General features: G+C 37.4%; 20 protein-coding genes, 2 tRNA genes and 1 pseudogene. 15 read left to right on the top strand and 8 right to left on the bottom strand.

Going from position 1 to position 24,044, the window contains the following annotated elements; translation table 11 throughout:
• The first annotated feature begins 82 nt into the window (after positions 1-82).
• The 10 genes and pseudogenes from malQ (at position 83) to BET01_RS19525 (ending at position 14,433) form a co-directional block, all read left to right on the top strand.
• Complete coding sequence (gene malQ / locus BET01_RS19570) at positions 83-1,534, top strand: 4-alpha-glucanotransferase (RefSeq protein WP_120198561.1); 1,452 nt, start codon at positions 83-85, stop codon at positions 1,532-1,534.
• Positions 1,535-1,634: 100 nt separating this feature from the next.
• Positions 1,635-3,896: a glycogen/starch/alpha-glucan phosphorylase gene (locus tag BET01_RS19565; RefSeq protein WP_120198560.1), complete on the top strand. Its 2,262-nt coding sequence runs from the start codon at positions 1,635-1,637 to the stop codon at positions 3,894-3,896.
• 109 nt (positions 3,897-4,005) lie between these two features.
• Complete coding sequence (locus tag BET01_RS19560) at positions 4,006-5,286, top strand: extracellular solute-binding protein (RefSeq protein ID WP_120198559.1); 1,281 nt, start codon at positions 4,006-4,008, stop codon at positions 5,284-5,286.
• A 47-nt stretch (positions 5,287-5,333) separates the two neighbouring features.
• Positions 5,334-6,728, top strand: a complete 1,395-nt coding sequence (locus BET01_RS19555; RefSeq protein ID WP_120198558.1) for a carbohydrate ABC transporter permease — start codon at positions 5,334-5,336, stop codon at positions 6,726-6,728.
• Entirely contained in the window at positions 6,728-7,600 is an 873-nt protein-coding gene (locus tag BET01_RS19550) for a sugar ABC transporter permease (protein ID WP_120198557.1), read from the top strand. Before BET01_RS19555 ends, BET01_RS19550 begins: the two co-directional genes overlap by 1 nt.
• Positions 7,601-7,640: 40 nt before the next feature.
• Positions 7,641-9,629, top strand: a complete 1,989-nt coding sequence (locus tag BET01_RS19545; RefSeq protein ID WP_120198556.1) for an amylo-alpha-1,6-glucosidase — start codon at positions 7,641-7,643, stop codon at positions 9,627-9,629.
• 20 nt (positions 9,630-9,649) lie between these two features.
• Positions 9,650-11,269 (top strand): glycoside hydrolase family 13 protein, encoded by a 1,620-nt coding sequence (locus BET01_RS19540; protein ID WP_120198698.1) that lies wholly within the window; start codon positions 9,650-9,652, stop codon positions 11,267-11,269.
• 48 nt (positions 11,270-11,317) lie between these two features.
• Positions 11,318-12,991, top strand: a complete 1,674-nt coding sequence (locus BET01_RS19535) for a glycoside hydrolase family 13 protein (protein WP_243117281.1) — start codon at positions 11,318-11,320, stop codon at positions 12,989-12,991.
• A gap of 309 nt (positions 12,992-13,300) precedes the next feature.
• Positions 13,301-13,396, top strand: a pseudogene (locus BET01_RS22450) (rubredoxin-like domain-containing protein); the annotation flags it as partial.
• Positions 13,397-13,848: 452 nt separating this feature from the next.
• A complete protein-coding gene (locus tag BET01_RS19525; protein ID WP_120198554.1) occupies positions 13,849-14,433 on the top strand; it encodes a hypothetical protein in 585 nt (194 codons plus the stop codon).
• 109 nt (positions 14,434-14,542) lie between these two features.
• On the opposite strand, the gene BET01_RS19520 is transcribed toward BET01_RS19525, so the two are convergent.
• From BET01_RS19520 to BET01_RS19505, 4 genes are all read right to left on the bottom strand, one after another.
• A complete protein-coding gene (locus BET01_RS19520) occupies positions 14,543-15,415 on the bottom strand; it encodes a hypothetical protein (protein ID WP_120198553.1) in 873 nt (290 codons plus the stop codon).
• Between the two features lie 17 nt (positions 15,416-15,432).
• Positions 15,433-16,140 carry an ABC transporter ATP-binding protein gene (locus BET01_RS19515; RefSeq protein WP_120198552.1) on the bottom strand — a complete coding sequence of 236 codons (708 nt, stop codon included), beginning with the start codon at positions 16,138-16,140 and terminating at the stop codon, positions 15,433-15,435.
• Positions 16,137-16,511 (bottom strand): GntR family transcriptional regulator, encoded by a 375-nt coding sequence (locus BET01_RS19510; RefSeq protein ID WP_120198551.1) that lies wholly within the window; start codon positions 16,509-16,511, stop codon positions 16,137-16,139. Before BET01_RS19510 ends, BET01_RS19515 begins: the two co-directional genes overlap by 4 nt.
• A gap of 332 nt (positions 16,512-16,843) precedes the next feature.
• Positions 16,844-17,230, bottom strand: a complete 387-nt coding sequence (locus BET01_RS19505; protein ID WP_166428748.1) for a GNAT family N-acetyltransferase — start codon at positions 17,228-17,230, stop codon at positions 16,844-16,846.
• Positions 17,231-17,597: 367 nt separating this feature from the next.
• On the opposite strand from BET01_RS19505, the gene BET01_RS19500 reads away from it, so the two are divergent.
• Positions 17,598-18,389 carry a hypothetical protein gene (locus BET01_RS19500; RefSeq protein WP_120198549.1) on the top strand — a complete coding sequence of 264 codons (792 nt, stop codon included), beginning with the start codon at positions 17,598-17,600 and terminating at the stop codon, positions 18,387-18,389.
• A gap of 100 nt (positions 18,390-18,489) precedes the next feature.
• Here the strand turns inward: BET01_RS19500 and BET01_RS19495 are convergent, their stop codons facing one another.
• Entirely contained in the window at positions 18,490-19,104 is a 615-nt protein-coding gene (locus BET01_RS19495) for a methyltransferase family protein (RefSeq protein ID WP_158585110.1), read from the bottom strand.
• A gap of 203 nt (positions 19,105-19,307) precedes the next feature.
• Between BET01_RS19495 and BET01_RS19490 the strand changes: the two genes are divergently transcribed.
• The gene (locus BET01_RS19490) at positions 19,308-19,700 is read left to right on the top strand and encodes a cytidine deaminase family protein (protein WP_120198547.1); all 393 of its coding nucleotides are present in this window, start codon (positions 19,308-19,310) and stop codon (positions 19,698-19,700) included.
• Between the two features lie 445 nt (positions 19,701-20,145).
• Positions 20,146-20,406 (top strand): hypothetical protein, encoded by a 261-nt coding sequence (locus tag BET01_RS19485; RefSeq protein WP_120198546.1) that lies wholly within the window; start codon positions 20,146-20,148, stop codon positions 20,404-20,406.
• Between the two features lie 59 nt (positions 20,407-20,465).
• Here the strand turns inward: BET01_RS19485 and BET01_RS19480 are convergent.
• Positions 20,466-20,538, bottom strand: a tRNA-Thr gene (locus BET01_RS19480).
• Between the two features lie 178 nt (positions 20,539-20,716).
• On the opposite strand from BET01_RS19480, the gene BET01_RS19475 reads away from it, so the two are divergent.
• Positions 20,717-22,870, top strand: coding sequence for a bifunctional diguanylate cyclase/phosphodiesterase (locus tag BET01_RS19475; RefSeq protein WP_158585109.1), 2,154 nt, complete (start codon positions 20,717-20,719; stop codon positions 22,868-22,870).
• 9 nt (positions 22,871-22,879) lie between these two features.
• Positions 22,880-23,155: an acylphosphatase gene (locus tag BET01_RS19470; protein WP_120198544.1), complete on the top strand. Its 276-nt coding sequence runs from the start codon at positions 22,880-22,882 to the stop codon at positions 23,153-23,155.
• 140 nt (positions 23,156-23,295) lie between these two features.
• Here BET01_RS19470 and BET01_RS19465 read toward each other — a convergent pair whose 3' ends face one another.
• Together BET01_RS19465 and BET01_RS19460 are read right to left on the bottom strand one after the other, a co-directional pair.
• On the bottom strand, positions 23,296-23,763 hold the full coding sequence (locus tag BET01_RS19465) for a cupin domain-containing protein (RefSeq protein WP_120198543.1): 468 nt from the start codon (positions 23,761-23,763) through the stop codon (positions 23,296-23,298).
• 156 nt (positions 23,764-23,919) lie between these two features.
• Positions 23,920-23,990, bottom strand: a tRNA-Gly gene (locus tag BET01_RS19460).
• Between the last annotated feature and the right edge of the window lie 54 nt (positions 23,991-24,044).

Below are 24,044 nucleotides of genomic sequence, written 5' to 3'. Positions count from 1 at the left end.
TAATATAATTTTTTTTCAAAGCTCGGAAACCGTTTTCCGAGCGTATTGCAGCAAATTAACTAGGAAAAGGAGAAGCTGTTATATGAGAGAAGCGGGAATGCTTTTGCCCTTATCGTCATTGCCATCCGATCATGGAATTGGAGATATGGGAAAGTATAGTTATGAATTAATAGATTTATTGGAAAAAGGTGGATTTCATATATGGCAGGTACTGCCGTTAAATCCCTTGGGGTATGGTAATTCGCCCTATCAGCCCTACTCTTCCTTTGCGGGGGATGAGATTTATATCAGCTTGGAAGAGTTGTTTTTAGAAGGCTTATTAAGGAAAGAACCGCCCAAGTTTATGGAGCACAGCTCTTGTGTGGATTATGAAAAAGTAAGGGCATTCAAAGGCATTTATTTAAAGGAAGCATTTGATCGCTTCTTACCGACGAAAGAATATAAAGATTTCGCCGCTCAGGAATGGGTGTACTTATATGCAGTATTTATTACCTTAAAGAAGCAGAATCACCTAAGATGTTGGAATGAATGGAGCTTGGAACAAAAAGAATGGATCAAAGATAAAAAGTATGACATTTCTGCTTACAGCAATGAAATTAATTATGAGATGTTTGTACAATACCAATACTACAAACAATGGATGAAATTAAAGAGTTATGCCAACAATCATGGTATCAAGATTATGGGAGATATTCCGTTCTATGTAGGAATCGATTCTTTGGATGTATGGATAAATCAAAAATGCTTCTTACTGGATTCAGACGGAAAGCCTGTATTTATCGCAGGAGTACCGCCGGATTACTTTAGTGAAACAGGGCAAAGATGGGGGAATCCGATTTATGATTGGGAGTACTTAAAGGAAACCAACTACAGCTTTTGGATTGATCGTATTGCATATAACAGTAAACTTTTTAATTACATTCGAATTGATCATTTCAGGGCATTTGATACCTATTGGATGATTCCTGCTACCTGTGATACTGCAGTTGAAGGAAATTGGATTGAGGCACCTGGTTATGAAGTGTTTGATTTAATCAAAGAAAAATTCCCCCGGCTTGAAATCATTGCAGAGGATTTGGGGAATTTAAGGAAAGAAGCTCATGCATTAAAGAATCATTATCGATTAAAGGGAATGAAGATTGTACAGTTTACTTTTGATCCCGAGGAAAATAACAATGACTTTGAAGATGTACGTAATATGGTGATTTATACAGGAAGCCACGATAATCAAACAATTCGCGGCTGGTATGATTCACAGGTGAAAGAAACACAGGCTGTAATCAGAAACGCATTAGAAAAGCTTGGTTATAAGGATAATGCCATTTCAAAGCGCTTTCTTAAATTGACATTTGACAGCATTGCAGACATTGCCATTGTTCCCATGCAGGATGTGATTGACATAGGAAACAAAGGAAGAATCAATACGCCGGGTACACTGGGGTCCCCTAACTGGGAATGGAAGTTAAAAAGCTTTGACGAGTTCAAACAGGAAATTAGTGGCATCAAAGAGCTGATACAAAATAGTAATCGGTAAGCGTGATTGCTGCTTAGGAAGTAAGGAACGGTGTGAAGTAAGAAATAGAACACCCAATTTTGTACTTGCAGCTGGAGGCTGGCAGGTATTAGTGAAAGGTATGGTAGTTAGAATGTTAGGAAAATCAGTACAAGATCGATACGGGAAAAAACTTCAAGAATGCAGCAATGAAGAAATCTACTTGGCACTTTTGGAAATGACAAAAAGCATGGCAGATGAAAAGAAAGGGGAAGAGAGTAAGAAGAAGGTTTACTACATATCCGCTGAATTTTTGATTGGTAAGTTATTATCCAATAACTTAATCAACTTGGGGATTTACGATGAAGTGAGAGAGGAATTGGCTCAAAATGGTAAATCAATTACAGAAATCGAAAATGTAGAGCTAGAACCGTCTTTGGGAAACGGAGGTCTGGGAAGATTAGCAGCTTGTTTTCTGGATTCCATTGCCAGCCTGGGATTAAACGGTGACGGTATCGGTTTGAATTACCACTTAGGGTTATTCCGTCAGTTATTTAAAGAGAATCTGCAAAAAGAAACCACCAATCCATGGATTACCAAACATAGCTGGTTAACGAAGAGAGACACTTCTTATACGGTTCTCTTCAAAGATTTTTCAGTCACTTCAACGTTATATGATATTGCAGTAACTGGTTACGAGAATCGTACCAACCACCTTCATCTGTTTGACCTTGATACCGTGGATGAATCCATAGTAGGGGATGGGATTTTCTTTGATAAAGAGGATATCAGGCGAAATCTCACTCTGTTCTTATACCCAGATGACAGTGATGAGAAAGGGGAATTGCTCAGAATCTACCAAGAATACTTTATGGTAAGCAATGGAGCACAGATGATTATTGAAGAATGTGAAAAGAAAGGAAGTTCATTAAAGGATTTAAATGAATATGCGGTAATTCAAATCAATGATACCCATCCTACCATGATTATTCCTGAACTAATTCGTTTACTGATACAAAAGGGAATTGACATGGAGGAAGCAATTGAGATTGTTTCAAAGACCTGTGCCTACACCAATCATACAATCTTAGCGGAGGCTTTGGAAAAATGGCCAATTAGGTATTTAGAGAAAGTAGTGCCTCATCTGCTTCCAATTATTAAAGTACTGGATCAAAGAGTCAGAAGTAAATTTGATGATCCGTCCGTATATATCATCGACAAAGAGGACTGTGTGCACATGGCTCACATCGATATCCATTACGGTTTTAGTGTAAACGGTGTTGCAGCCCTGCACACGGAAATCTTAAAAGAAAATGAACTCAATCATTTTTATAAAATATATCCACAGAAATTCAATAACAAAACCAATGGTATTACGTTCAGGCGCTGGCTTATGCATTGCAATTATCCATTGACCTCTTATATCAGCGAATTGATTGGTGACGGATTTAAAAAGGATGCAGGACAATTGGAGAAGCTGTTGGCGTTTAAAGAAGACAGCAAAGTATTAAATACATTGCTTCAGATAAAAAACGAGAACAAGAAAGTACTAAAAGAATACTTAATGCAGACAGAGGGAATTCAGATTAATGAAAACTCCATTTTTGATATTCAAATCAAGCGTTTACATGAATATAAAAGACAGCAAATGAATGCACTGTATATTATTTATAAATATTTGGAGATCAAAAAAGGCAATAAGCCCAAAACACCGATTACAATCATATTTGGTGCAAAAGCAGCTCCTGCTTATATTATAGCCAAAGATATTATTCATCTGATTTTATGTTTGCAGGATGTGATTTCTAAGGATCCGGAAGTAAATCCTTATCTAAACGTAGTCATGGTTGAGAACTACAATGTTACGTTAGCAGAAAAGCTGATTCCTGCCTGTGAGATATCTGAACAGATATCTTTGGCCTCCAAGGAAGCCAGTGGTACAGGGAATATGAAGTTCATGTTAAACGGAGCAATTACCTTAGGAACAATGGATGGTGCCAATGTGGAAATTGCAGAGTTGGTTGGGGAAGATAATATTTATATCTTTGGAAAATCCAGTGAAGAAGTCATTGCTCATTACGATAATCGAGATTATGTATCAAAAGATTTTTATAAAAAAGATGCATTGATCCATAATTTGGTTGACTTTATTGTAAGCGATACCCTGATGAAAGTTGGTAAAAAAGAGAATCTGGAACGCTTACATCAGGAGTTTATTTCAAAGGATTGGTTCATGTCCTTACTGGATTTGAGAGAATACATCTCGAAAAAGGAAGAAATCGTTGAAGATTATGAAGACCGTGTCAAATGGTCAAAGCTGATGTTGGAGAACATCAGCCGTGCTGGGTATTTCTCCTCCGACAGAACAATCAAGGGCTATAATCAGGACATTTGGAAGTTATAAGTTTTATAATTTAATAATATTGGTTGTGAATCAATGAAGAAAACTGTTGATTTATGATAGAAACTATGAATGATGAAAATCAAAACTATTTATTAAGGGGAGGTATTTTATGAAGAGAAATTTGTTAGTCTTACTTATGGTCGCTGCAATGGTAGTATCTTCTTCTGCATGCAGTAAGAATGTCACAAGCAATGGTACAACTCCGGGACCTATGAAATCAGCCACAACCAAAACGGGAGAAGCAGAGCCTGTAACATTAAAAATTTGGGCCCCCGAAAATCAAATTCAAACAGGAACCTTGGATTCTATGACAAAATCTTTTCAGGCACTACATCCTGAATGGAATATTAGATTTAATGTTGAAACACAAGGGGAAGATACTTTAAAAGATGAGATATTAAAAGATGTATCAACCGCCGGTGATGTCTTCTTCTTTGCAAGTGACCAGTTAAATGAGTTAATCAATGCTGGAGCTATTGCAAGACTTGGCGGAAGCACAGAAGAAATGGTTAAATCCACCATGGGGGAATCTGTTGTAAAAACAGTGACAAAAGACGATGCAATCTATGGGATTCCTTTTACTCATAACACCTTCATTATGTATTATGATAAATCATTGTTAAGCGCAGAAGACATAAAATCCGTTGAAGGCATTATGACGAAAGATACAGGTGATAAAGTCTACAATTTCTGCTTTGACCCCGCTGGCGGCTGGAAATTAGGCGCCTGGTACTACGGAGCAGACTTAACAATCTATGGTGAAAGCCAGACAGATTTTGCAGCTGGCGCTAACTGGAATAATCCGACCGGTGTCGCTGTAACAAATTACTTGATCGACTTAATAAATAACCCTAAAACAGCATTTGCAGATGATGTTTCTCTATCCGAATTAACAGCAGATCACAGAATAGGTGCTTGGTTTGATGGTTCCTGGAACTATAATCTTTATAAGGAGGCTTTAGGCGATGATTTAGGTTTGGCAGTAATCCCAACTTTTAATCCAGACGGAACGGACTATCAGTTAAAAGGCTTCTATGGTTCCAAAGCAATTGGTGTTAACTCTCAGTCAAAAAATCCTGCTGTAGCAGTAGCATTCGCAGCTTATCTCGGGAGCGAAGAGATGCAGTTAGAACGATTTGAAAAGAATGGTCAGGTACCTACCAATCTTAAGGCAGGACAATCCGAAGAATTACAGGCGGATGAAGTGGCAAAGGTTATCGTAGACGAAGTAAATACGGCATCTGTTATGCAGCCTACATCCGTAGAATTCACCTCAAAATACTGGTCTAATGCTGTTGGCATTGCAACTGAAATCAAAACTGGTGAGCTAAACAAAGAGAATGTACAGAAAAAGTTAGATACGTTTGTAGCTACATTAAAGGTAGAATAAAAAAACTATTGACAGAAATTCACAGATAGTTTAGAGAGGATTGGATCATGGCTCGCAGGAAGGGAAAAAAGTCAAATATTAATACATCGCTTCGTGATATAGGGGGAATTGCTTCTTTTATTCAAGGAAATGGGATAACAAAATTATCCGCCCTAGTATTTGGGTTAGGTAATTTAGTGCATAAACAAATTATCCGTGGCTTGCTTATGTTATTTGTAGAAATTGTTTATATTTATTATATGATCACAGTTGGTTTCAATTCCATTGCAGACTTTATAACATTAGGAACCGGTGTTCAGGCAGAGGCTTTTAATGAAGCAAAGCAGATTTATGAATATGTACCAGGGGATAATTCCATGTTATGTTTGCTCTATGGTGTTGTAACAATATTTCTGACTCTTGGTTTTGCGCTTTTTGCAATGACATCTGTAAGAAGTGCTTATGTAACACAGAAAAAAATAGAATACGGCGAAGCAATTCCCTCCTTCAAAGATGATTTGGCATCTTTGAAGGAGCAAAACTTACATAAATCCCTTTTGTTTTTACCGGTATCAGGTGTCTTATGTTTCACGATTGTTCCCCTTGTTTTTATGATATTAATTGCATTTACGAACTACGATAAAAACCATCAAACACCGGGAAATCTCTTTGACTGGGTTGGATTTAAAAACTTTTCGGCAATGTTTGCCCAAAACGGCTCATTATCTAACACATTCTGGCCGGTACTTAACTGGACTATCATATGGGCAGTATTTGCTACATTTTCCTGTTACATTTTCGGAATGTTGTTAGCGATTGTAATCAATCGCGAAGGTACTAGATATAAAAAGTTTTGGAGATTTATCTTTATCATGTCCATCGCAGTACCTCAGTTTGTATCGTTACTTACCATGAGAACGATCTTCAACACTAACGGTCCAGTGAATGCAATGCTGCGTAATATCGGTATTATTGGACCGACTGAGGCGATTCCGTTTTTTACTGATTCGACACTGGCTAAGATTACAATTATTTGTATTAATGTCTGGATCGGTGTTCCGTTTTCCATGTTAACGACAACAGGTATTTTGCAAAATATACCCAAAGATTTATATGAGGCTGCAAAGGTGGATGGCGCCAATGCAATTGTCATATTTTTTAAAATAACATTACCTTATATGCTGTTTATCACAACACCATATTTAATTACCTCCTTTGTCGGAAATATCAATAATTTTAACGTAATCTTTTTATTATCAGGCGGCGGACCGGAATCGCTGGAATACTATTATGCTGGTAAAACAGATCTGTTAGTAACCTGGTTGTATAAATTGACCATTACGAATAAGGATTACAATTTAGGTGCCGTTATCGGGATTGTAGTCTTTATAATACTGGCAATATTATCTTTATTAACTTATCGCCACACAGGTTCCTATAAAGATGAGGAGGCGTTCCAATAATGAAGAGAAAAACAAAATCTTTAAAAAGAAGGCGATTCATTCATAATACCATTGTTCATATATTTTTGGGAATTCTGGGATTCATATGGGTACTGCCGATTTTCTTTGTTATACTGACCTCTTTTCGTGCAGAAGGCGGCACCTATAAGAGCTATATATTGCCAAGAGGATATACATTGAACAATTATAAGAAATTATTTGATTCGGCAAGCAATTTAAACTATGAAAGATGGTTTTTTAACACATTAATCGTAGCAATATGTTCTTGCTTATTATCCGCATTTTTTGTTTTATGTGTTGCTTATGTAACATCCAGGCTAAGATTCAGAATGCGTAAAAAGATGATGAATATTGCATTGATACTTGGTATGTTTCCGGGTTTCATGTCAATGTATGCAGTTTACTATATATTAAAGGGATTTGGATTTTTAGAGGCAGGTCCTCTAAAATTAGTCGCTTTGGTTATGGTATATTCAGGCAGTTCGGGACTGGGATATCTGGTCGTTAAGGGATTTTTTGATACCATTCCGAAGACAATTGATGAAGCTGCTTTTATCGATGGTGCAACTAAGTGGGAGGTATTTCGTAAAATTACAATTCCTCTTTCCAGACCGGTTATTGTTACTACACTTTTAACTTCTTTTATGGGACCTTGGGTGGACTATATTTTTGCCAAGGTAATATTGGGACAGGACAGACAGTATTATACTATTGCGATCGGCTTATGGACCATGCTGGAGAAAGAATTTGTGGAATATTATTATACACAGTTCTTTGCAGGCTGTGTATTAATCTCAATTCCAATTGCACTTATCTTTTTGTTTTCACAAAAATTCTATGTGGAGGGAGTATCAGGTGCTGTCAAAGGGTAATTCTGAACGGCAAGAACATTAAAATAGACCGGAGGACAAAATGAAATTTATTTACGGAAAGCATGACTGGAAGACCATGGACAAAGGACAGGAGAATTCTTATTTACTCACCAATGGTCTGGGTGGTTATTCCTCGCTAACTGAAATTGGTTCTAACACCAGAAATGATCATGCTTTACTAATGGCTTGTATGGTAGCTCCGAATCAAAGATATCACATGATAACGCGAATGGAAGAGCAACTTTCGGTATGCAATAAAAAGTATAATTTATCCAGCCAGGAATTTGTTAACCATACAAAAAATCAAACAGGTTATCGCTATTTAAATCAATTCAGCTTTGAAGATTATCCCATCTGGATTTATCAAGTAAAAGGTGTGGAGATTAAAAAGCAATTGGTTTTGGTACAGGGAGAAAATTCTGTAGTGCTGAAATACGAGATGACAAATTACATGGACACTGAGGTGATTTTAACAGTTACACCCCATATGCAATTCGTATCCAAAGGAGAAACCTTAAATCGTAATCAGGAATTCAGGATCAAGGATAATGTGATTAAAAGTAATGGGCTGATGCTATATTGTAAAACCAATGGCAGTTTGAGAGAACATGAGACAGAATATGAAAAAGATCTATACTATGGTTATGATGCACGAGACGGGAGGGAGGCAATCGGTGTCTCAGCGCATAATCACAGTATCACAATTTCCGTCCACCCTGGTTCTAACGGAACCTTAAATCTTATTTATAGTACAGAGCCGATCAATGAGAAGATAGAAATATTAAATTATTTCAGTCAGGAAGAAGAGCGGCAGAAGCTTTTAATCACACAATCCGGCGTGAAAGACGAGTTGGCAAAGCAGCTGGTAAAAAGTGCGGATCAATTTCTGGTGGAACGTGATTCCACAAGAGGGAAAACGTTAATGGCAGGATATCCGTTCTTTGCAGATTGGGGCAGGGATACAATGATTGCTATGATCGGCTGCTGTATCGCTACTAGGCGTTTTGAGGAAGCTAAAAGTATTTTTTATACCTTTATGAAATATGAGGATAAAGGACTGATGCCGAATATGTTTCCGGAAGGAGGACATGACCCCTTATATAATACGGTGGATGCATCTCTTCTGTTTATCGGCGCAGTGTACGAATATTATCTGGTAAGTAATGATTTGGACTTCGTAAAAGAAGCATATCCCACGATGGAAGATATCATTGAATGGTATCAGAGGGGAACCAGTTACCATATCAAGATGGATCATGACGGCTTAATCACGGCAGGTAGCGGATTAGAGCAAGTAACCTGGATGGATGTTCGCTTTGGTGATATCCTTCCTACACCAAGACATGGGAAACCGGTGGAAATCAATGCGTATTGGTTTAATGATTTAAAGATCATGGGTTATTTTGCAAGGCTTTTAAAAATGCCAGAGAAATCCTATGAAGAACTTTCTGATCTGGTGCGAAAGAGCTTTCTGGAAAAGTTTTGGAATAAGAAGGAGAATTGCCTAAAGGATCTGGTGTCAGGCGAAGCAGCGGATAATCAGGTTCGCTGTAACCAGATCTGGGCGGTGTCACAGCCTTTTTCTATCATGGATCGTGATGCGGAAATTAAAGTGGTCAATAAAGTGTATGAAACACTCTATACTCCTTACGGATTAAGAAGTTTAAGCAAGTTTGATAAGGACTTTAAGTCCCATTACTCAGGCTCTCTTTTTAACCGGGATATGGCATATCATCAGGGAACGGTTTGGGCGTTCCCTCTGGGTGCATATTATCTTGCCTACTTAAAGGTTCACGATTACGACTTGAGGGCACGTATCAAAATAAAGGAACAGTTATCCGTCTTGGAGGCTTGTATGAGAGAAGGGTGTATTGGACAGATTGCGGAAATCTATGATGGCGATAATCCTACGATTTCACAGGGATGTTTTGCACAGGCATGGAGCGTAAGCGAACTGCTTCGTGTATTTGTTAAACTGGAACAGAAAGAAAACGAGGAGCAGCCATTGTTACAAAGTCTTGGTACATAATGAAAGGTTTGGTGATTGACATGAATAGAAAATGGTGGCATCGTTCGGTCGTATATCAAATATACCCCAGAAGCTTTTATGATTCCAATGGGGATGGAATTGGCGACTTAAGAGGGATTATTGAAAAGTTGGATTATCTCTCCGACCTGGGAATAGATGTTGTCTGGCTTAGCCCAGTTTTTCCTTCTCCCAATGATGATAATGGTTATGATATCAGTGACTATAAAAATATTATGGAGGAATTCGGTACACTTAAGGATATGGAGGAGCTTTTGGTTAAGGCAAATCATAAAAATATAAAGATTCTCATGGATTTAGTGGCAAACCATACCTCCGATGAGCATCAATGGTTTATCGAATCTAGAAAGTCCAAGGACAATCCTTACAGAGATTATTATATCTGGAGAGATGCGGTTGATGGTAAAGAGCCCAATGATTTAGGTTCAGTGTTCTCTGGCAGTGCATGGGAATGGGATGAAATTACCGGTCAATATTACTTGCATCTGTTCAGTAAGAAACAGCCTGACTTAAACTGGGAGAATCCAAAGGTCAGACAAGAAGTATATGATTTTATGAATTTTTGGATTGAGAAAGGCATTGGCGGCTTTCGAATGGATGTGATTGAGCTGATCGGAAAAGAGATAAACAAAAAAATCACAAGCAACGGTCCAATGCTTCATCCTTATATTAAAGAAATGAATCAGAACACTTTTGGTGATAAAGATTTATTAACTGTTGGTGAGTGCTGGGGCGCAACGCCAGAAACAGCTAAGCTGTATTCCAATTCTGACGGCAGTGAGCTCAGTATGGTATTTCAGTTTGAGCATATATCGCTGGATCAGATTCCGGGCAAGGATAAATGGGACTTGAAGGTGCTTGATTTAGTGGATCTAAAACGGGTATTAAGTAAGTGGCAGACCTGCTTTGACAACAATGGCTGGAACAGCTTATTCTGGAATAATCATGACCTTCCAAGAATTGTATCCAGATGGGGGAATGATCAAGAATACAGAGTAGAAAGTGCCAAGATGCTGGCAACGCTCTTACATGGCATGAAAGGGACACCTTATATCTATCAGGGAGAAGAATTGGGTATGACCAATGTGAGATTTTCTGATCTCTCTGATTATATGGATATTGAGACACTCAATATGTACCGGGAACGTTTCAATCAGGGATATTCTCATGAAGAGATCATGGAATCCATCTATGCGAAAGGCAGAGACAATGCAAGAACGCCCATGCAGTGGACGGCTGAATTAAACGGAGGTTTTAGTGCAGGAACACCGTGGATTGGGGTAAATCCAAATTATAAAATGATTAACGCAAAAAATCAGGTCAATAACGAAAATTCTATTTTTTCCCACTATAAGAAATTGATTTGTTTGAGAAGAGAAAACGACGTAATTGTTTATGGTGATTTTGAGCTACTCTTTCCGAACGATGAAAATATTTTTGCATATACCAGGACACTGGGGCAGCATAAACTTGTGGTGATATGTAATTTCTATGGTAAAAATACTCCTTATAAGCTGCCTTATGAACTAAATGGTAAAAAGGCGTGGGAATTGTCTAACTATGATGATTGCCGGGAGAATTTACTGAGGCCATATGAGGGAATTATGTATCTTTTGGCATAAGAAGAACAGGCCATAAAGTTATTGATACTTTGGTGAATGGAGGTTATTATGAAAGACATGACACAAACGCATGCCTGGTGGGAGAGTGTAGTCGCTTATCAGATTTATCCAAGAAGCTTTCAGGATAGCAATGGAGATGGGGTGGGAGATTTACAGGGGATTATAAGAAGATTATCCTATCTTGCTGAGCTAGGAATCGATTTAATCTGGATCTGCCCGTTTTATCTCTCACCTAACGATGACAATGGCTATGATATCAGTGATTATCAGGATATTCAAAAAGAATACGGAACAATGAAGGATTTTAATGAGCTTTTGGAGAAAGCCCACGCCCTCGGAATACGGGTAATTATTGATTTGGTGGTAAATCATACATCCTCAGCGCATTCGTGGTTCGCTGAGTCTAGAAGCTCAAAAGATAGCCCTAAAAGGGATTGGTATATATGGCGCGACTCAAGGAACGGGGAAGAACCAAGTAACTGGGAGAGTATCTTTGGGGGTTCTGCCTGGGAATATGACGAAAACACAAAACAGTATTTCTTACATACGTTTGGCAGAACCATGCCGGATATCAACTGGAAGAACAGCGGAGTTAAAAAAGCTGTATATGATATGATCTGTTGGTGGCTGGATAAGGGGATTGATGGCTTTCGGGTGGACGCCATTACCCACATCCATAAGCCAGATTTAACAGATATGCCTAACCTCAATGGGGAAAAGTATGTTTCTTCTTTTGACAAGCATATGAACCAGCCGGGAATCTTAGATTTACTGAGAGAATTGAAAGAAAATACCTTTGCAAAATATGATATTTTCACCGTAGCAGAAGCCAATGGGGTTCGCATAGAAGAGGTCAAGGAATGGATCTCCCAAGGGAAGGGAGTCTTTGACTCACTGTTCCAATTCGATCATTTGAACCTATGGAATTTAGAGACGGAATCTGGAAAAATTTCGTTAATCAAGCTAAAGAAAGCGTTGACCAGATGGCAGCAAGCAACCAAGGACGTGGGAAATGTTGGGCTTGTCATGGAAAATCATGATTTGGTCAGAAGTATCAGCAGGTTTGGCTCTCCTGACCGTTATTTTATAGAAAGTGGTAAGTGCCTGGCATTAATGTACTTTATGCAAAAAGGAATAGCCTTTATCTATCAGGGACAAGAAATAGGCATGGTAAATGCGGATTATGAGTCTCCATCAGATTTTCGGGATGAACCCTCATTAGCCCGTTATCAGGCAAGAATAAAAAAAGAAATGAGCCCAGAGGAATCCTTTGAGTTTCTTAAGAATACAACTAGGGATAATTCCAGAACACCGATGCAGTGGGATGATACGTTAAATGGCGGATTCAGTGAAGGTACGCCATGGCTGAAAGTAAATCAAAATTACACATGGTTAAATGTACAAGTTCAGTTACAAGATGAGGATTCCATATTAAACTTCTACAAGAAAATAATTTGTATCAGAAAAGAAATTCCTGCCTTACTCTTCGGGACCTATACTTTACTCATGGAAGAAAGTGAAAGTATTTATGCATACACTAGAGAATATGAAGGAGAAGGGTACTTGATTGTCTGCAATCTATCGGAAGAAAAGAGTGATTTGGAGGTTCCTTATACATTGACCGGCAGTCAAATAATAATCGACAACTACAAGGAAGCGGAAAGGGACTCAATTACCCTGCAGCCTTATGAATGTAGACTCTATGGACTAGGAGTTATATGACAGTAATACCCGGCAGGAATCCTAAGACTTCAAATTGAAGTAAATTAAAAATTACTCAGTTTGGCGGTTTGTCATATGCAAAAAGAAGAAGGGATAGAATCCCCGAAATACAGGCCCTGAGAGATACAGCCATTGGACAAAATCTTGTAAAGAGGTAAGAATACTTTCACCTATATCGAAGTTACTACTTTGTTGAACTAAAATTCTAGAAAATAATCTCTTCCAGAGATTGACAAAAGCCTCATTGTAAGTAATACTAGTATTGATCGGAAGATGATCAATATTTTTCAATTAAGGAGGCATGTTTTTATGAAATTATTCAGATGTACAGTATGCGGCTATGTTTATGAAGGGGAAACTGCTCCAGAAAAATGTCCTAAGTGTATGGTAGGTGCAGACAAGTTTGAGCCAATCAGCGAGGAAGATTCAGAAAAAATTTACCGCTCTGATCGTACCAATGCCATTCATATGGAAGTCATTACATTGGCAGAAAAGATCATTGCATTGAGTAAAGAAGGCATTGAGGATAATTTAGATCCGAAATGTGTATCTGCTTTTACTCAGGCAAAGGATGAAGCATGGGTTATTAAACAGAGATGCAAAACAGAGCTTGCAGGACATATGAAGTTAGGAAAGTATTAATTTCTATGAGAGACGTCTTAGGACGTCTCTTTTTTTGACCTTGTGGCAATGAATGGACACTAGCGGATGAAATCCCATAAGGAAATAAGCCAAAGAAGACTTGACATTGTTTCTCAAGTTTTATATAATACAATTCAGTTGACTGACAAGACAGTTGACGTTACACGTGAGAAGTTAATGCGTCTTACCAAGAGAATGAATGGAGAGAGAATCCTATGAACAGTAAGAATTCAATTCAAAAAATGACAATTGCAGCAGCACTGTCAGCAATTGGAATTGTGATACCAATGTTTGCTCCCAAATTAATACTGGAACCTGCTTCCTATACCTTGGCAAGCCATGTTCCAATATTTATAGCAATGTTTATATCTCCTTATGTTGCGATTTCCGTTGCGCTTATATCTGCTTTGGGGTTTTTGTTGGCGGGTATCTATCCAATTGCTGTTGTATTAAGAGCACTGTCTCACATTGTCTTTGTTGTTATTGGCTCCTTTATGCTTAAGAAAAATCCTAGGCTTCTAAGTAGTGTAAAAGGTTCTGTGTTATTTGGCCTTTTAATGGCTGTTATTCATTCGGTCAGTGAAGTAACTGTAGTTACCCTGTTTTACTGGGGAAATCATATGTCCAATGCATATTATGATAAGGGGTATCTGACTTCGGTTATTTTGTTGGTAGGGGTAGGAACTATCATTCACAGCATGATTGATTTTACAATTGCCGGTATGGTATGGAAACCCCTTCAGAGGATCATAAATATCCCAGTCAGTGTCAGTAGGAGAAGAGCAGGTATAACGAAATAAATGAAATATATAGTAAAAGAAAAGGCATCTTTAAACAGATAGAATTGTTTAAAGATGCCTTCTTTATAGTGGTTGTGAGCAACGCTTTTCAGTTCGCCCATTTTATATATTACTCTAAATTAAGGTATTTGGAAAGAATCCGCTCTGAGCCAAAGAAGAATATCGCACTTTGTATCACACATGCTACAATAGAAGCAATAAGAACTAGGTGCATGGCTGCGGTAAATCCACTTATTCCAGAATCAAAATTAATTGAATTAAAAAATGTTTGGAAGAAAGGAATACTATTTGCCATAATCATGAAAAAGCCACTGATAAAGCTAAGAACCATAGAGATTCCTATATATGCCACTACAGACATTAAAATGCGGTGCCTGTTTGCTAAATGACCTAGTGACATAGAAAAGTATAAGTGAAAAAGTTTTGAAAAGCCACTGAATATGATTAAAACAAGTACCTCTAACATAAGGAGAGGCCAGGATGGGACGGCCTGAAACAACTGACCAATTTTCAGCCATAGTTCCGGGGAGGCCACTGCAGCGAAAAAGTCAACAGGGCCTAATGCACCGATCAAAAGCATTAAAATGGATATTCCTGCGGTGATGCCGCTGGCAACAGTCATTACAAGGGCTGTGGTACCTTTTGCTGCAATGAGTAGCCAAGGCTTAACTGGGAGAGTGAACATAAGATAACCTTCGTCGCAAAGCAATCCCTTATAAAATCTTTGAATAATTACGATAAGAGTCAGTACACTCAAAGCAACCATTACCCCAAAGTAAGCAAACATAGAGACTGTTTGAAACAGACCCAAAATGTCTTTTCCAAAACTAATATTTTGTATTAAATTATTATAATATCCGTTTGATAACGAGCCCACACCCATAAACATGTTAATAAAAGATACGGCTATAACAGCCAAATAGATGGGTACCAGTGTCCGCAAAATGGATTTGAATTCGTATTTACATAGTTTAAAAAACATTCTTATTCCCCCTTTCCTTAGTGGCCATACGTGAAAATCTCACGGAAGAGCTGATCAACGGATTTGCCTTCCTGCTCACGTATGTTGTCTACGGTGTCATGTCGTACGACTTTTCCGTTCTGCAGGAAAATAACTTCATCCAGCACCCGTTCAATATCGGAAATTAAATGGGTAGAAAGCAAGACGGTACCATTTTCATTATAATTGGTCAAAATGGTATTGAGTATAAAATCCCGTGCTGCGGGGTCTACTCCACCAATTGGTTCGTCAAGAAGATAAAGCTGTGCTTTGCGGCTCATAATCAGTGCAAGCTGTGCCTTTTCTTTGGTTCCCTTTGACATGGTCTTAATCCGGTCGTTTTGCCCAATTCCAAGAGATTTAAACATCTCAAGTGCTTTTGTGCGGTCAAAATCAGCATAGAAGTCAGCAAAGAAAGCTGCCAGGTCCGAGGTTCTCATCCAATCAGCAAAATACATACGGTCAGGCAGGTATGAAATGATTGCCTTTGATTCAACGCCAGGAGAGTGACCATCTATCTTTAATTCTCCAGATGTGGGGTGTAAAAGTCCGCAAAGGAGTTTAATAAAAGTGGTTTTACCAGAACCATTAGGTCCCAAAAGTCCGATAATACGACCATGCCCAACGGATAAGTCAATGTGATCAATTGCAGTTTTTGTGCCGTAGCTCTTGGTCAAGCCACGTGCGGTAATGAGTTCCTGATTCATACTGATTCCTCCTTTTTATTCCAAGCTGCAAGCAGCTCCCGTGTCTGTTCCTCTGTATAGCCCAGTGCATGCATGGATGTAAAAAATTCAGCCGTGCGCTGATACGCTAACTCCTTGCGAATACTTAGTATGAGCGATAAATCTTCGGTAACAATTCGACCTGCGGTACGGCGTGTTTCAACAAGCTTGCGGTTTTCTAGTTCCGCTAATGCGCGCTGCATCGTATTGGGATTTACTCCTGCTTCGGTAGCAAGCGTGCGCACCGCTGGCACCGCCGAACCGGATTCGTATATGCCAGATACGATGAGCATGGTGAGTTGTTCCACAAGCTGTATCCAGATTGGTCGGTCTTCAGTCAGTTTCCAGTTCATAATGCGACCTCCTTTTGTTCTGTTGTATTAGTGATTTAATACAATGATACAGCCATTTGATTAGAATGTCAATACTATATTTTGCAGATGTATTCAGAGGTATGCTTTATGATGCTAAAATGGGGGATCTGCAGAGTGTTACATTGTTTGGATTTTTAGAATCGGGAAAAGAGATGGATGAGTTTAGAGAAGGTGATGGCTTTTTATGAGGTAAATAGAAGGTTAGCCTTTCAGTATGATTAAATAAAAAAAGAATTATCAACTTAATATGGTAGTTAATAATTCCACTTTACTTATTCTGTTTTTACTATTATCAAACATTAGATTTTTCTTTAGTCTATAACTTTTTCAAAAAGTATACTATCAGTCCAGTCATCACCATTGGAAATATGCTGGGTATACGTTCCGACAAAGTGAAAGCCGTTTTTAGTTAGAACAATTTGAGAACCAATATTATGAGGAGAGGTTCCAGCTTCAATTCTATGCAATTTATGTACTAAGTTAGCTTGTCTAAGAACTTGTTCTACAGCTGCAGTTGCAACTCCTTTTTCTTGTTCCTCCACTAAGCTTTTTAGAATTTCTTGAAACGAGTTAGGATCATAATAGACGTCGCTACGAGACAATCCAATCGTTTTAAAATAAGAACGGTTTTCTACCTCAAAATCAAAAAGTTTGTTTGTATCATCCAAAGACAATTGCTTAATTGAAATCTTATTCACGGGGTATCCCTCCAATTAGGTAAATATTTTTCGAATATACTATTGTATCATTTTTTGTTATCAATTATTGTAACACTGATTGTAAATTATTAATAGTCATATGTAACTTTTTGAAAAACAAAAAGTTACGGAGAAATACAATAGTTTTTCTAAATGCAGTAATAGTAAAGAAGTTGCAATAATGGATAGTATGATTTTTGCTATTACATAGCAGGAAAAAGTAAAACCGTCTATATGATTTGAGAAACTAGGATTTAATCAGTTACTGTACATTGAAAACTTAATATTGATAGTTAGTAGTTTTTGAGATAAGATTATACTGAAACAAGATTGAATTACTTATATTTACATTTTACGAGGTGAAGAAATGATTTATTTAGCAGATTCGACTTGGTATCCTACGGATATAAATCCTTTCACAATAAATGGTACATATGACGATAAATGGTCAGCGTTTATTTATGATTTAGATATAACGTTTTTTACCAATGTCTACCCTAATGCAAAACTACATGTACTAAGAGTTTGTCCTAATGCTGATAAAGAATTTTTGCGCTTCTTTGATTTTCTTAATTACGAATTATTTTATCAGCGAAATGTTATATTAAAAGTATGCAAAGGAATGGATTCAGAAAGTTTAATTGAACAATATAGTAAAACATCTCATGAGATTGGGTATCGTGAAACAGATGAAAAATATATGGTACATAGTACGACATTATCTGCGTGGAAGTTGATACAAGAAGAAAAAGCATTACTCTCCCCAAATATGCTGGGCAAAAAGAATAAATTAGTAACTGAAATAGGATTGAAAACAATGATGGAACCGGCAGATTATTCCGACTATATTATGTTAGATATTCCTAATGGTTGCGGGGAGCTTGTTGTAAATTCACGTAATCTTGGATACGTTTGTATCGATCCCCATATAATTTATACTCCTGGTGTAAGACTGTATTTTGATGTAAGGAAAATGTTTACAGATAGAATAATAATTCGAGATGGTTTACATATTGCTAAAGTAAAGGATAGGCTACCATTAAAAGACTATTTACTTGCAGCAATTACCTTAAATGATTTCGATGCTAATATACAATGGAATCCAACATTATTTACCGAAAAGGCAAATGAATTATTTTATACAAAATACTCAAAATGATTAGAGCATAATTAGATTTAATAATTTATTAACTACTAACTTTGATATCACGTTAGTAGTTTTTTTATGCAATAATTTAATCAAGCAAACTGAGATTCAATTAATATATACCTGGTATCAGGCGGTATTTTGTATGATTGCAATATTCTTCAAACTCTTGTTGGAATTGATTAAGCATTGCTTTCTCTTCTATATGAATTCGAATTCCGTAGCAAATGAAGCAAATCACGAAAACACTAATAATTCCTAAAACATGGAGATATGCGAGAGACACCCCTAATAAGCTAATAATACTCCCTGTGTAGGCCGGATTTCTAACAATGCGATATAGTCCTGTTTGAATGAGGTGTTGATCAGCAGTTGTCTGAACTGACAGCGTGAATGCACGTTTCAAAGTCAACACCGCTGTACAACGTATTACGACACCTACAACAATACAGAATATTCCAATGTAAAAAGTAACGTGTGGAAGCAGCCAATTTCTCATAAACTGTGGCACTCCTTGACTTCTAAAAAAGACACCTGCCGTCATACTGCTAACCCACCCCAAAATAAGTAGCCAGAAAGTTCCATTATCAGAGCGTTTTTTGGAATGGTCCCGGCTCCCTCTTGATGCTAAAAACCATATCACAAATTCAGAAACGAATAATAGACCTAAAGCAGACATAAAAACATTATATTCTGTTATACTTGCAAATTTACTTGAATCTCCCATTATATTTGCTTCCTCCCATGGATTCCTTATATTTATTTTTATATTAGCACTTTTCATAGTCAATGAAAAGAATATTTAATTTAACAAAAAAATTCTGACCAGTAAAAAGTACTTTCTAAATTAACTTCCATCAAAATATTGATAGTTAGTAGTTATTGGTGTATCATTAATTTTAAAAATCGGTATTTATAGAGGATAAAAGTATGGATGAAAAATGGGAAATGTTATATGAAGAAGCAATGAATGTGATTAATCCATATGGTGTTTCAAGTAAAATGTGGGTGGGAAGCGTTGCTTCAGCATTATTGACAAAGAAGGGTAATATATATAAAGGAATATGCATAGATACAGATGGGTCGCTTGGTATGTGTGCAGAAAGAAATGCAATAGGTACAATGCTCACAAACGGGGAAAGTGAAATTGCTAGAATCGTGTCTGTTTATAAAGATGGGAAAGTAATTCCATCTTGTGGAGCATGCCGTGAGTTTATGATGCATTTGGGGGGAGACGTAGAGAATATTCTAGTTTTGCTTGACGAAGAAGGAAGAACAAGCAGATTAATAGACCTACTTCCTGAATATCCGAAATATAAATAAATTCCAATTAATTAAGTAAATCTAACTGCATATAAATTAGTGTATCCATTGGATTATTATTGTAGGATTCGATTTGGTAATCTGTACTTAACCGTTAAGTGCTCAAGTTCAGATTCATAATTTTGTAATTCTAATTATTTTTCAAAATTAGGAAGGGTCACTATGCTTGATCCTGCTGGGCACCCATTTTGTTTTGTTATATGGGGTAATTAATAATAAATAATGCATTTAAGCATGAAAGCAGTATTCTAAATTAGGGTGCTTCTTTCCTACTATGTTTCGCTAACTAATTAAAATTGTAGACTAGTCCTTTAATGGGGCTTATTTTATTGCTCATATAACGGAAAAAAGGATAAATTCGAGAAATATTGAAAACTCAAATTTGGTGATATGGTATTTTATGTGGTTGCAGCAGGCGTAGACCTCGCAGAATTCGGAGACAACATTGTGTTTAAAATGGGATTGTCAGTTTACAAGCAGAACATTTGCCACCATGATGTTTATAGGAGATGATTGTGTGCTTGATAAGCGCAACTTAACATCAGACATTAATAAACGTCCATACTTTATAGTAAATAAAGAGGGAGGCAGAAGTGCTGATAAAAAATACAGCTTTTACAGGTACATAAAACATGAAAAAGAAACGCCTTACATTAGGGAATCTAGTGGGATATCAGCCGGAATAAATGGAAAACAAAGAGAGTAAGAAAGAAAAAAGTGTGTATAAAATAGAAAAAACCTTGAATAATCAAGGTTTCCTGTGAAAGCTTTCGGGGGGACTCGAACCCCCGACCTACGCATTACGAATGCGTTGCGCTACCAACTGCGCTACGGAAGCAATCCGGTTAATGATATAGCATCAAAACCTTTGATATTATAACATCTAATCTTCGGAAAATCAATGCTTTTTCCTGAAATAAGTAAGATTACATAAAGATTGCTAAAACTTCCATAAAAAGCTATAATGAAACTAGTAGTTATTGGGTCAGATGCTTAAAATTGAGGAGTCAGCATATATGCAAAAGATGGAAAATTGGAATATGAAACAGAAAAATATGCTTATTCCGGTACTTCTCTGCCTGGCATTCACCATAAGTTGTTTTTCATTTTTAATTTATATGATGGAGAAGAATGAACAGGAGAAAATTACCTATTTTTATAATGCAGCGAAACAAAATCAATCCACAATAAAAAGCAGGCTTGAGGAAGAACTTAAAATCCTGAGCGGGTTATCCGTAAGTTTTGGCTTAGGCGGAATACATAGTAAAGATGGAATTAATAGTATCATAGATAAAATAAATGAAGGAAACCCTTCTATGAAGATAGGCTTTATGGACAATGATAGTCAGAAAGCAGGGGATAGTGTCCAAGGCTGCTATAAAGTGGCTGTCAGAGATGATACAAACCATGCCATCGGAATGATTTATGTTAAAAACACGGGTGAAATTCTCAGTAATATTGTTAGCACCATGGCGCTAGCAGGAGAAGGCCTGCTTGTGATTCTTGATAAACAGGGAAAAGAGGTTGCTGGTTCTAACCGGGCATATTATTCCATTATAGAAGCAACGAAAATAAGAACCCAGATAGAACAAGCAATAAAGGCCAATGAACAGGCTTCTTTTAATATCAAAACCCAGGACAAGAAGAGACAAACTGTGGTTGTAATGCCTTTAGGGGTCAATGACTGGTATCTCCTTAATGTCTTTCCACAACCCAATTTTTACGTCAGGTATTTGGAAATGACAATCGGGGTGGGAGTCATGATTTTGTTATCTTGCGTTTTGTTTCTTTCCTTTTTCTATCGCCAGTTTTTAATCATCAATAAAAATCAAAAAACATTAATAAAGCTGGCTTATGGGGACAGCGTCACCGGAACCAGAAATTATTCTTCTTTTAAGCACGAGATGGAAAAAAAGTTGCGAAAGGAGAAGTCAGAAACCTATGCAGTGTGGTACTGTGATATTAAAAAGTTCAAATTTATGAATGATATATTAGGATATGAGGAGGGGGATAAGGTTTTAATTTCCCTTGCAAACTTATTTCGTGATTATGGTGGGCCTGATACTCTTTACTGTAGAATATCAGCGGATAATTTTGCTGGGCTTTATAAATATAAAACCAGAGAAGAGATGGAGGAATGGTTTCAAAAGCTTGTTACCTTATTTCAAGATCGCTATCTGCCCTATAATAAAAAAATTCCCATGGAACTAAGTATGGGAGCATATTGTATTGAAGAAACTGATGTTGAAGAACTCTCCATCGATCAGATTGTAGATAAAGCCAATATTGCACAGAAGAATGTAAAAGGTCTACCGGGGAATCCATTTGGATTCTATAACAAAGAAATCAGGAACCGCGTCCTGTTTGAATCTGAGCTGGAATCAGAAATCGACCGGGCGCTGCGCAACCAGGAGTTTAAAATATTTGTTCAACCAAAGGTATCCATCCAAAAAGAGAATCGAATTGTGGGAGGAGAGGCTCTTGTAAGATGGGAGAACCCAAGAAAAGGAACCATACCGCCAGGCCAGTTTATCCCAATCATGGAACGGGCAGGCAAGATTGTACTTCTTGACCGATATATGTTTGAGAAATCCTGTCAGTGGCTTCACAATTACTTAGCGGCAGGCAGACCTCCTGTAAATATTGCTGTTAATGTATCAAAGATAGGAATGCTTCGGGAAGATTTTGTGGATTTTTATGGAGAAATCAAAAATAAGTACGAGATACCTGATGGACTGCTGGAGCTGGAATTTACGGAAACAGTCCTGCTCAATGATGATGCCATGTTTAATCGTCTGGTAAAAAGGCTTAATGAAAAAGGATTTGTCTGTTCCCTCGATGACTTTGGTTCTGGTTACTCTTCCTTGAACTTGTTAAAGAATTTAAAAATTGATGTTCTTAAGTTGGACATTATGTTTTTTAGAAAAAGCAGTGATATCAGCAGAGAACGTATTGTAATTTCTAATATTATAAATATGGCAAAAGAGTTAAAGATTAAGACCATCGCAGAGGGCGTAGAATATGTGGAAACAGTTGAATTTCTAAAATCCGCTGGGTGTGATGTGATTCAAGGTTACGTTTTTTCCAAAGCCATGCCAATCAAGGAATTTGAGCAGATGCTTATCGAAAAGGAAGATGAATGTTTGATGCCTGTAGATACAGGGGAATAGGTGGTGCGAATGATCGGGGAAACTGTTCGTAAACGAATTTGTGTCAGCGGAAGAGTACAAGGGGTAGGGTTCCGATACCGGGTGAGGTATCTTGCGCCTAGCCTTAGTATCACAGGCTGGGTTAAAAATTTGGATGACGGTCGTGTAGAAATGGAACTCCAAGGAACCGAAAATGGGATAGAAAAACTAATTCAGGAACTGCGAAATGACCGATTCATTGTCATAAAGGACATTCAGATGGATCGGATGCTTGTAATAGAAGAAAAAGGATTTCATATCATGTAGGATGTGAAGAATAAGAGGACTGCGCTTTAAGTGCAGTCCTTTTTTGAAAAGCATTAATAATTTTAGTTAAGTAAAAAAACTTGAATAAGATTTTGCATTTCTGAGGAAAACTGCCAGTATAACGCAATTACTGCGATCTCTTAAAGCGTATTTCCTAAAACGGGTTCTGATGTTTTTGTTTCCTGCAGCATATTCCTTGGATAATTGGGGGGTGCGTAGATGGATGATATTTTAAGCGGCTCATTACCGATATTAACAATGTTGTGCCATGTGCCAGCAGGTACAAAAACGACATAGTCCGAAAATGCCAGATATTGATCATACAGTGAGAATTTATTTTCCCCGAATTGGATTAGACCTACCCCCTCTTCGATTCGTATAATCTGATCGTGATCAGGATGTACTTCCATGCCAATAAGCTCATGTACAGGAATGCTCATTAATGTAAGCTGCAATTGATTTCCTGTCCACAGGGTTGAACGGTAATAATCATTTTGCTGTGCATCTTTGCTCAGATCAATAATAAATGGGTTTGGGCCGTAATCATGTGGAAAAGTGGGAGTGTAAGAAGTAACCGGAGTAACATTTAAGTCGTATGAATCAGACATTTGATTCGTCACCAATCATTGTGTTTTATACTAATATATGTGTTTTGGTAGGCGATGCTATCTAGATAAGTCGAATGAAATTATTATTTTGAAAAAGGAACTAAAAAACCCTGACGTGCACAAGGGGTTCCTTGCGTATGTCAGGGCAAAAAAAGAAGCAGATAACGGGAATCGGACCCGCCTCCTCAGCTTGGGAAGCTGATGTTCTACCAATGAACTATATCTGCTTAATGGTTTTAATCCATTAATGATTATATCATAAGAATCTAAAAGAAATCAAT

The sequence above is a fragment of the Lacrimispora algidixylanolytica genome (assembly GCF_003609635.1).
GTDB classification, from domain to species: Bacteria; Bacillota; Clostridia; order Lachnospirales; family Lachnospiraceae; genus Lacrimispora; species Lacrimispora algidixylanolytica.
Note: the sequence above shows the minus strand (reverse complement) of the source record. Positions and strands in the feature narration are given on the sequence as shown.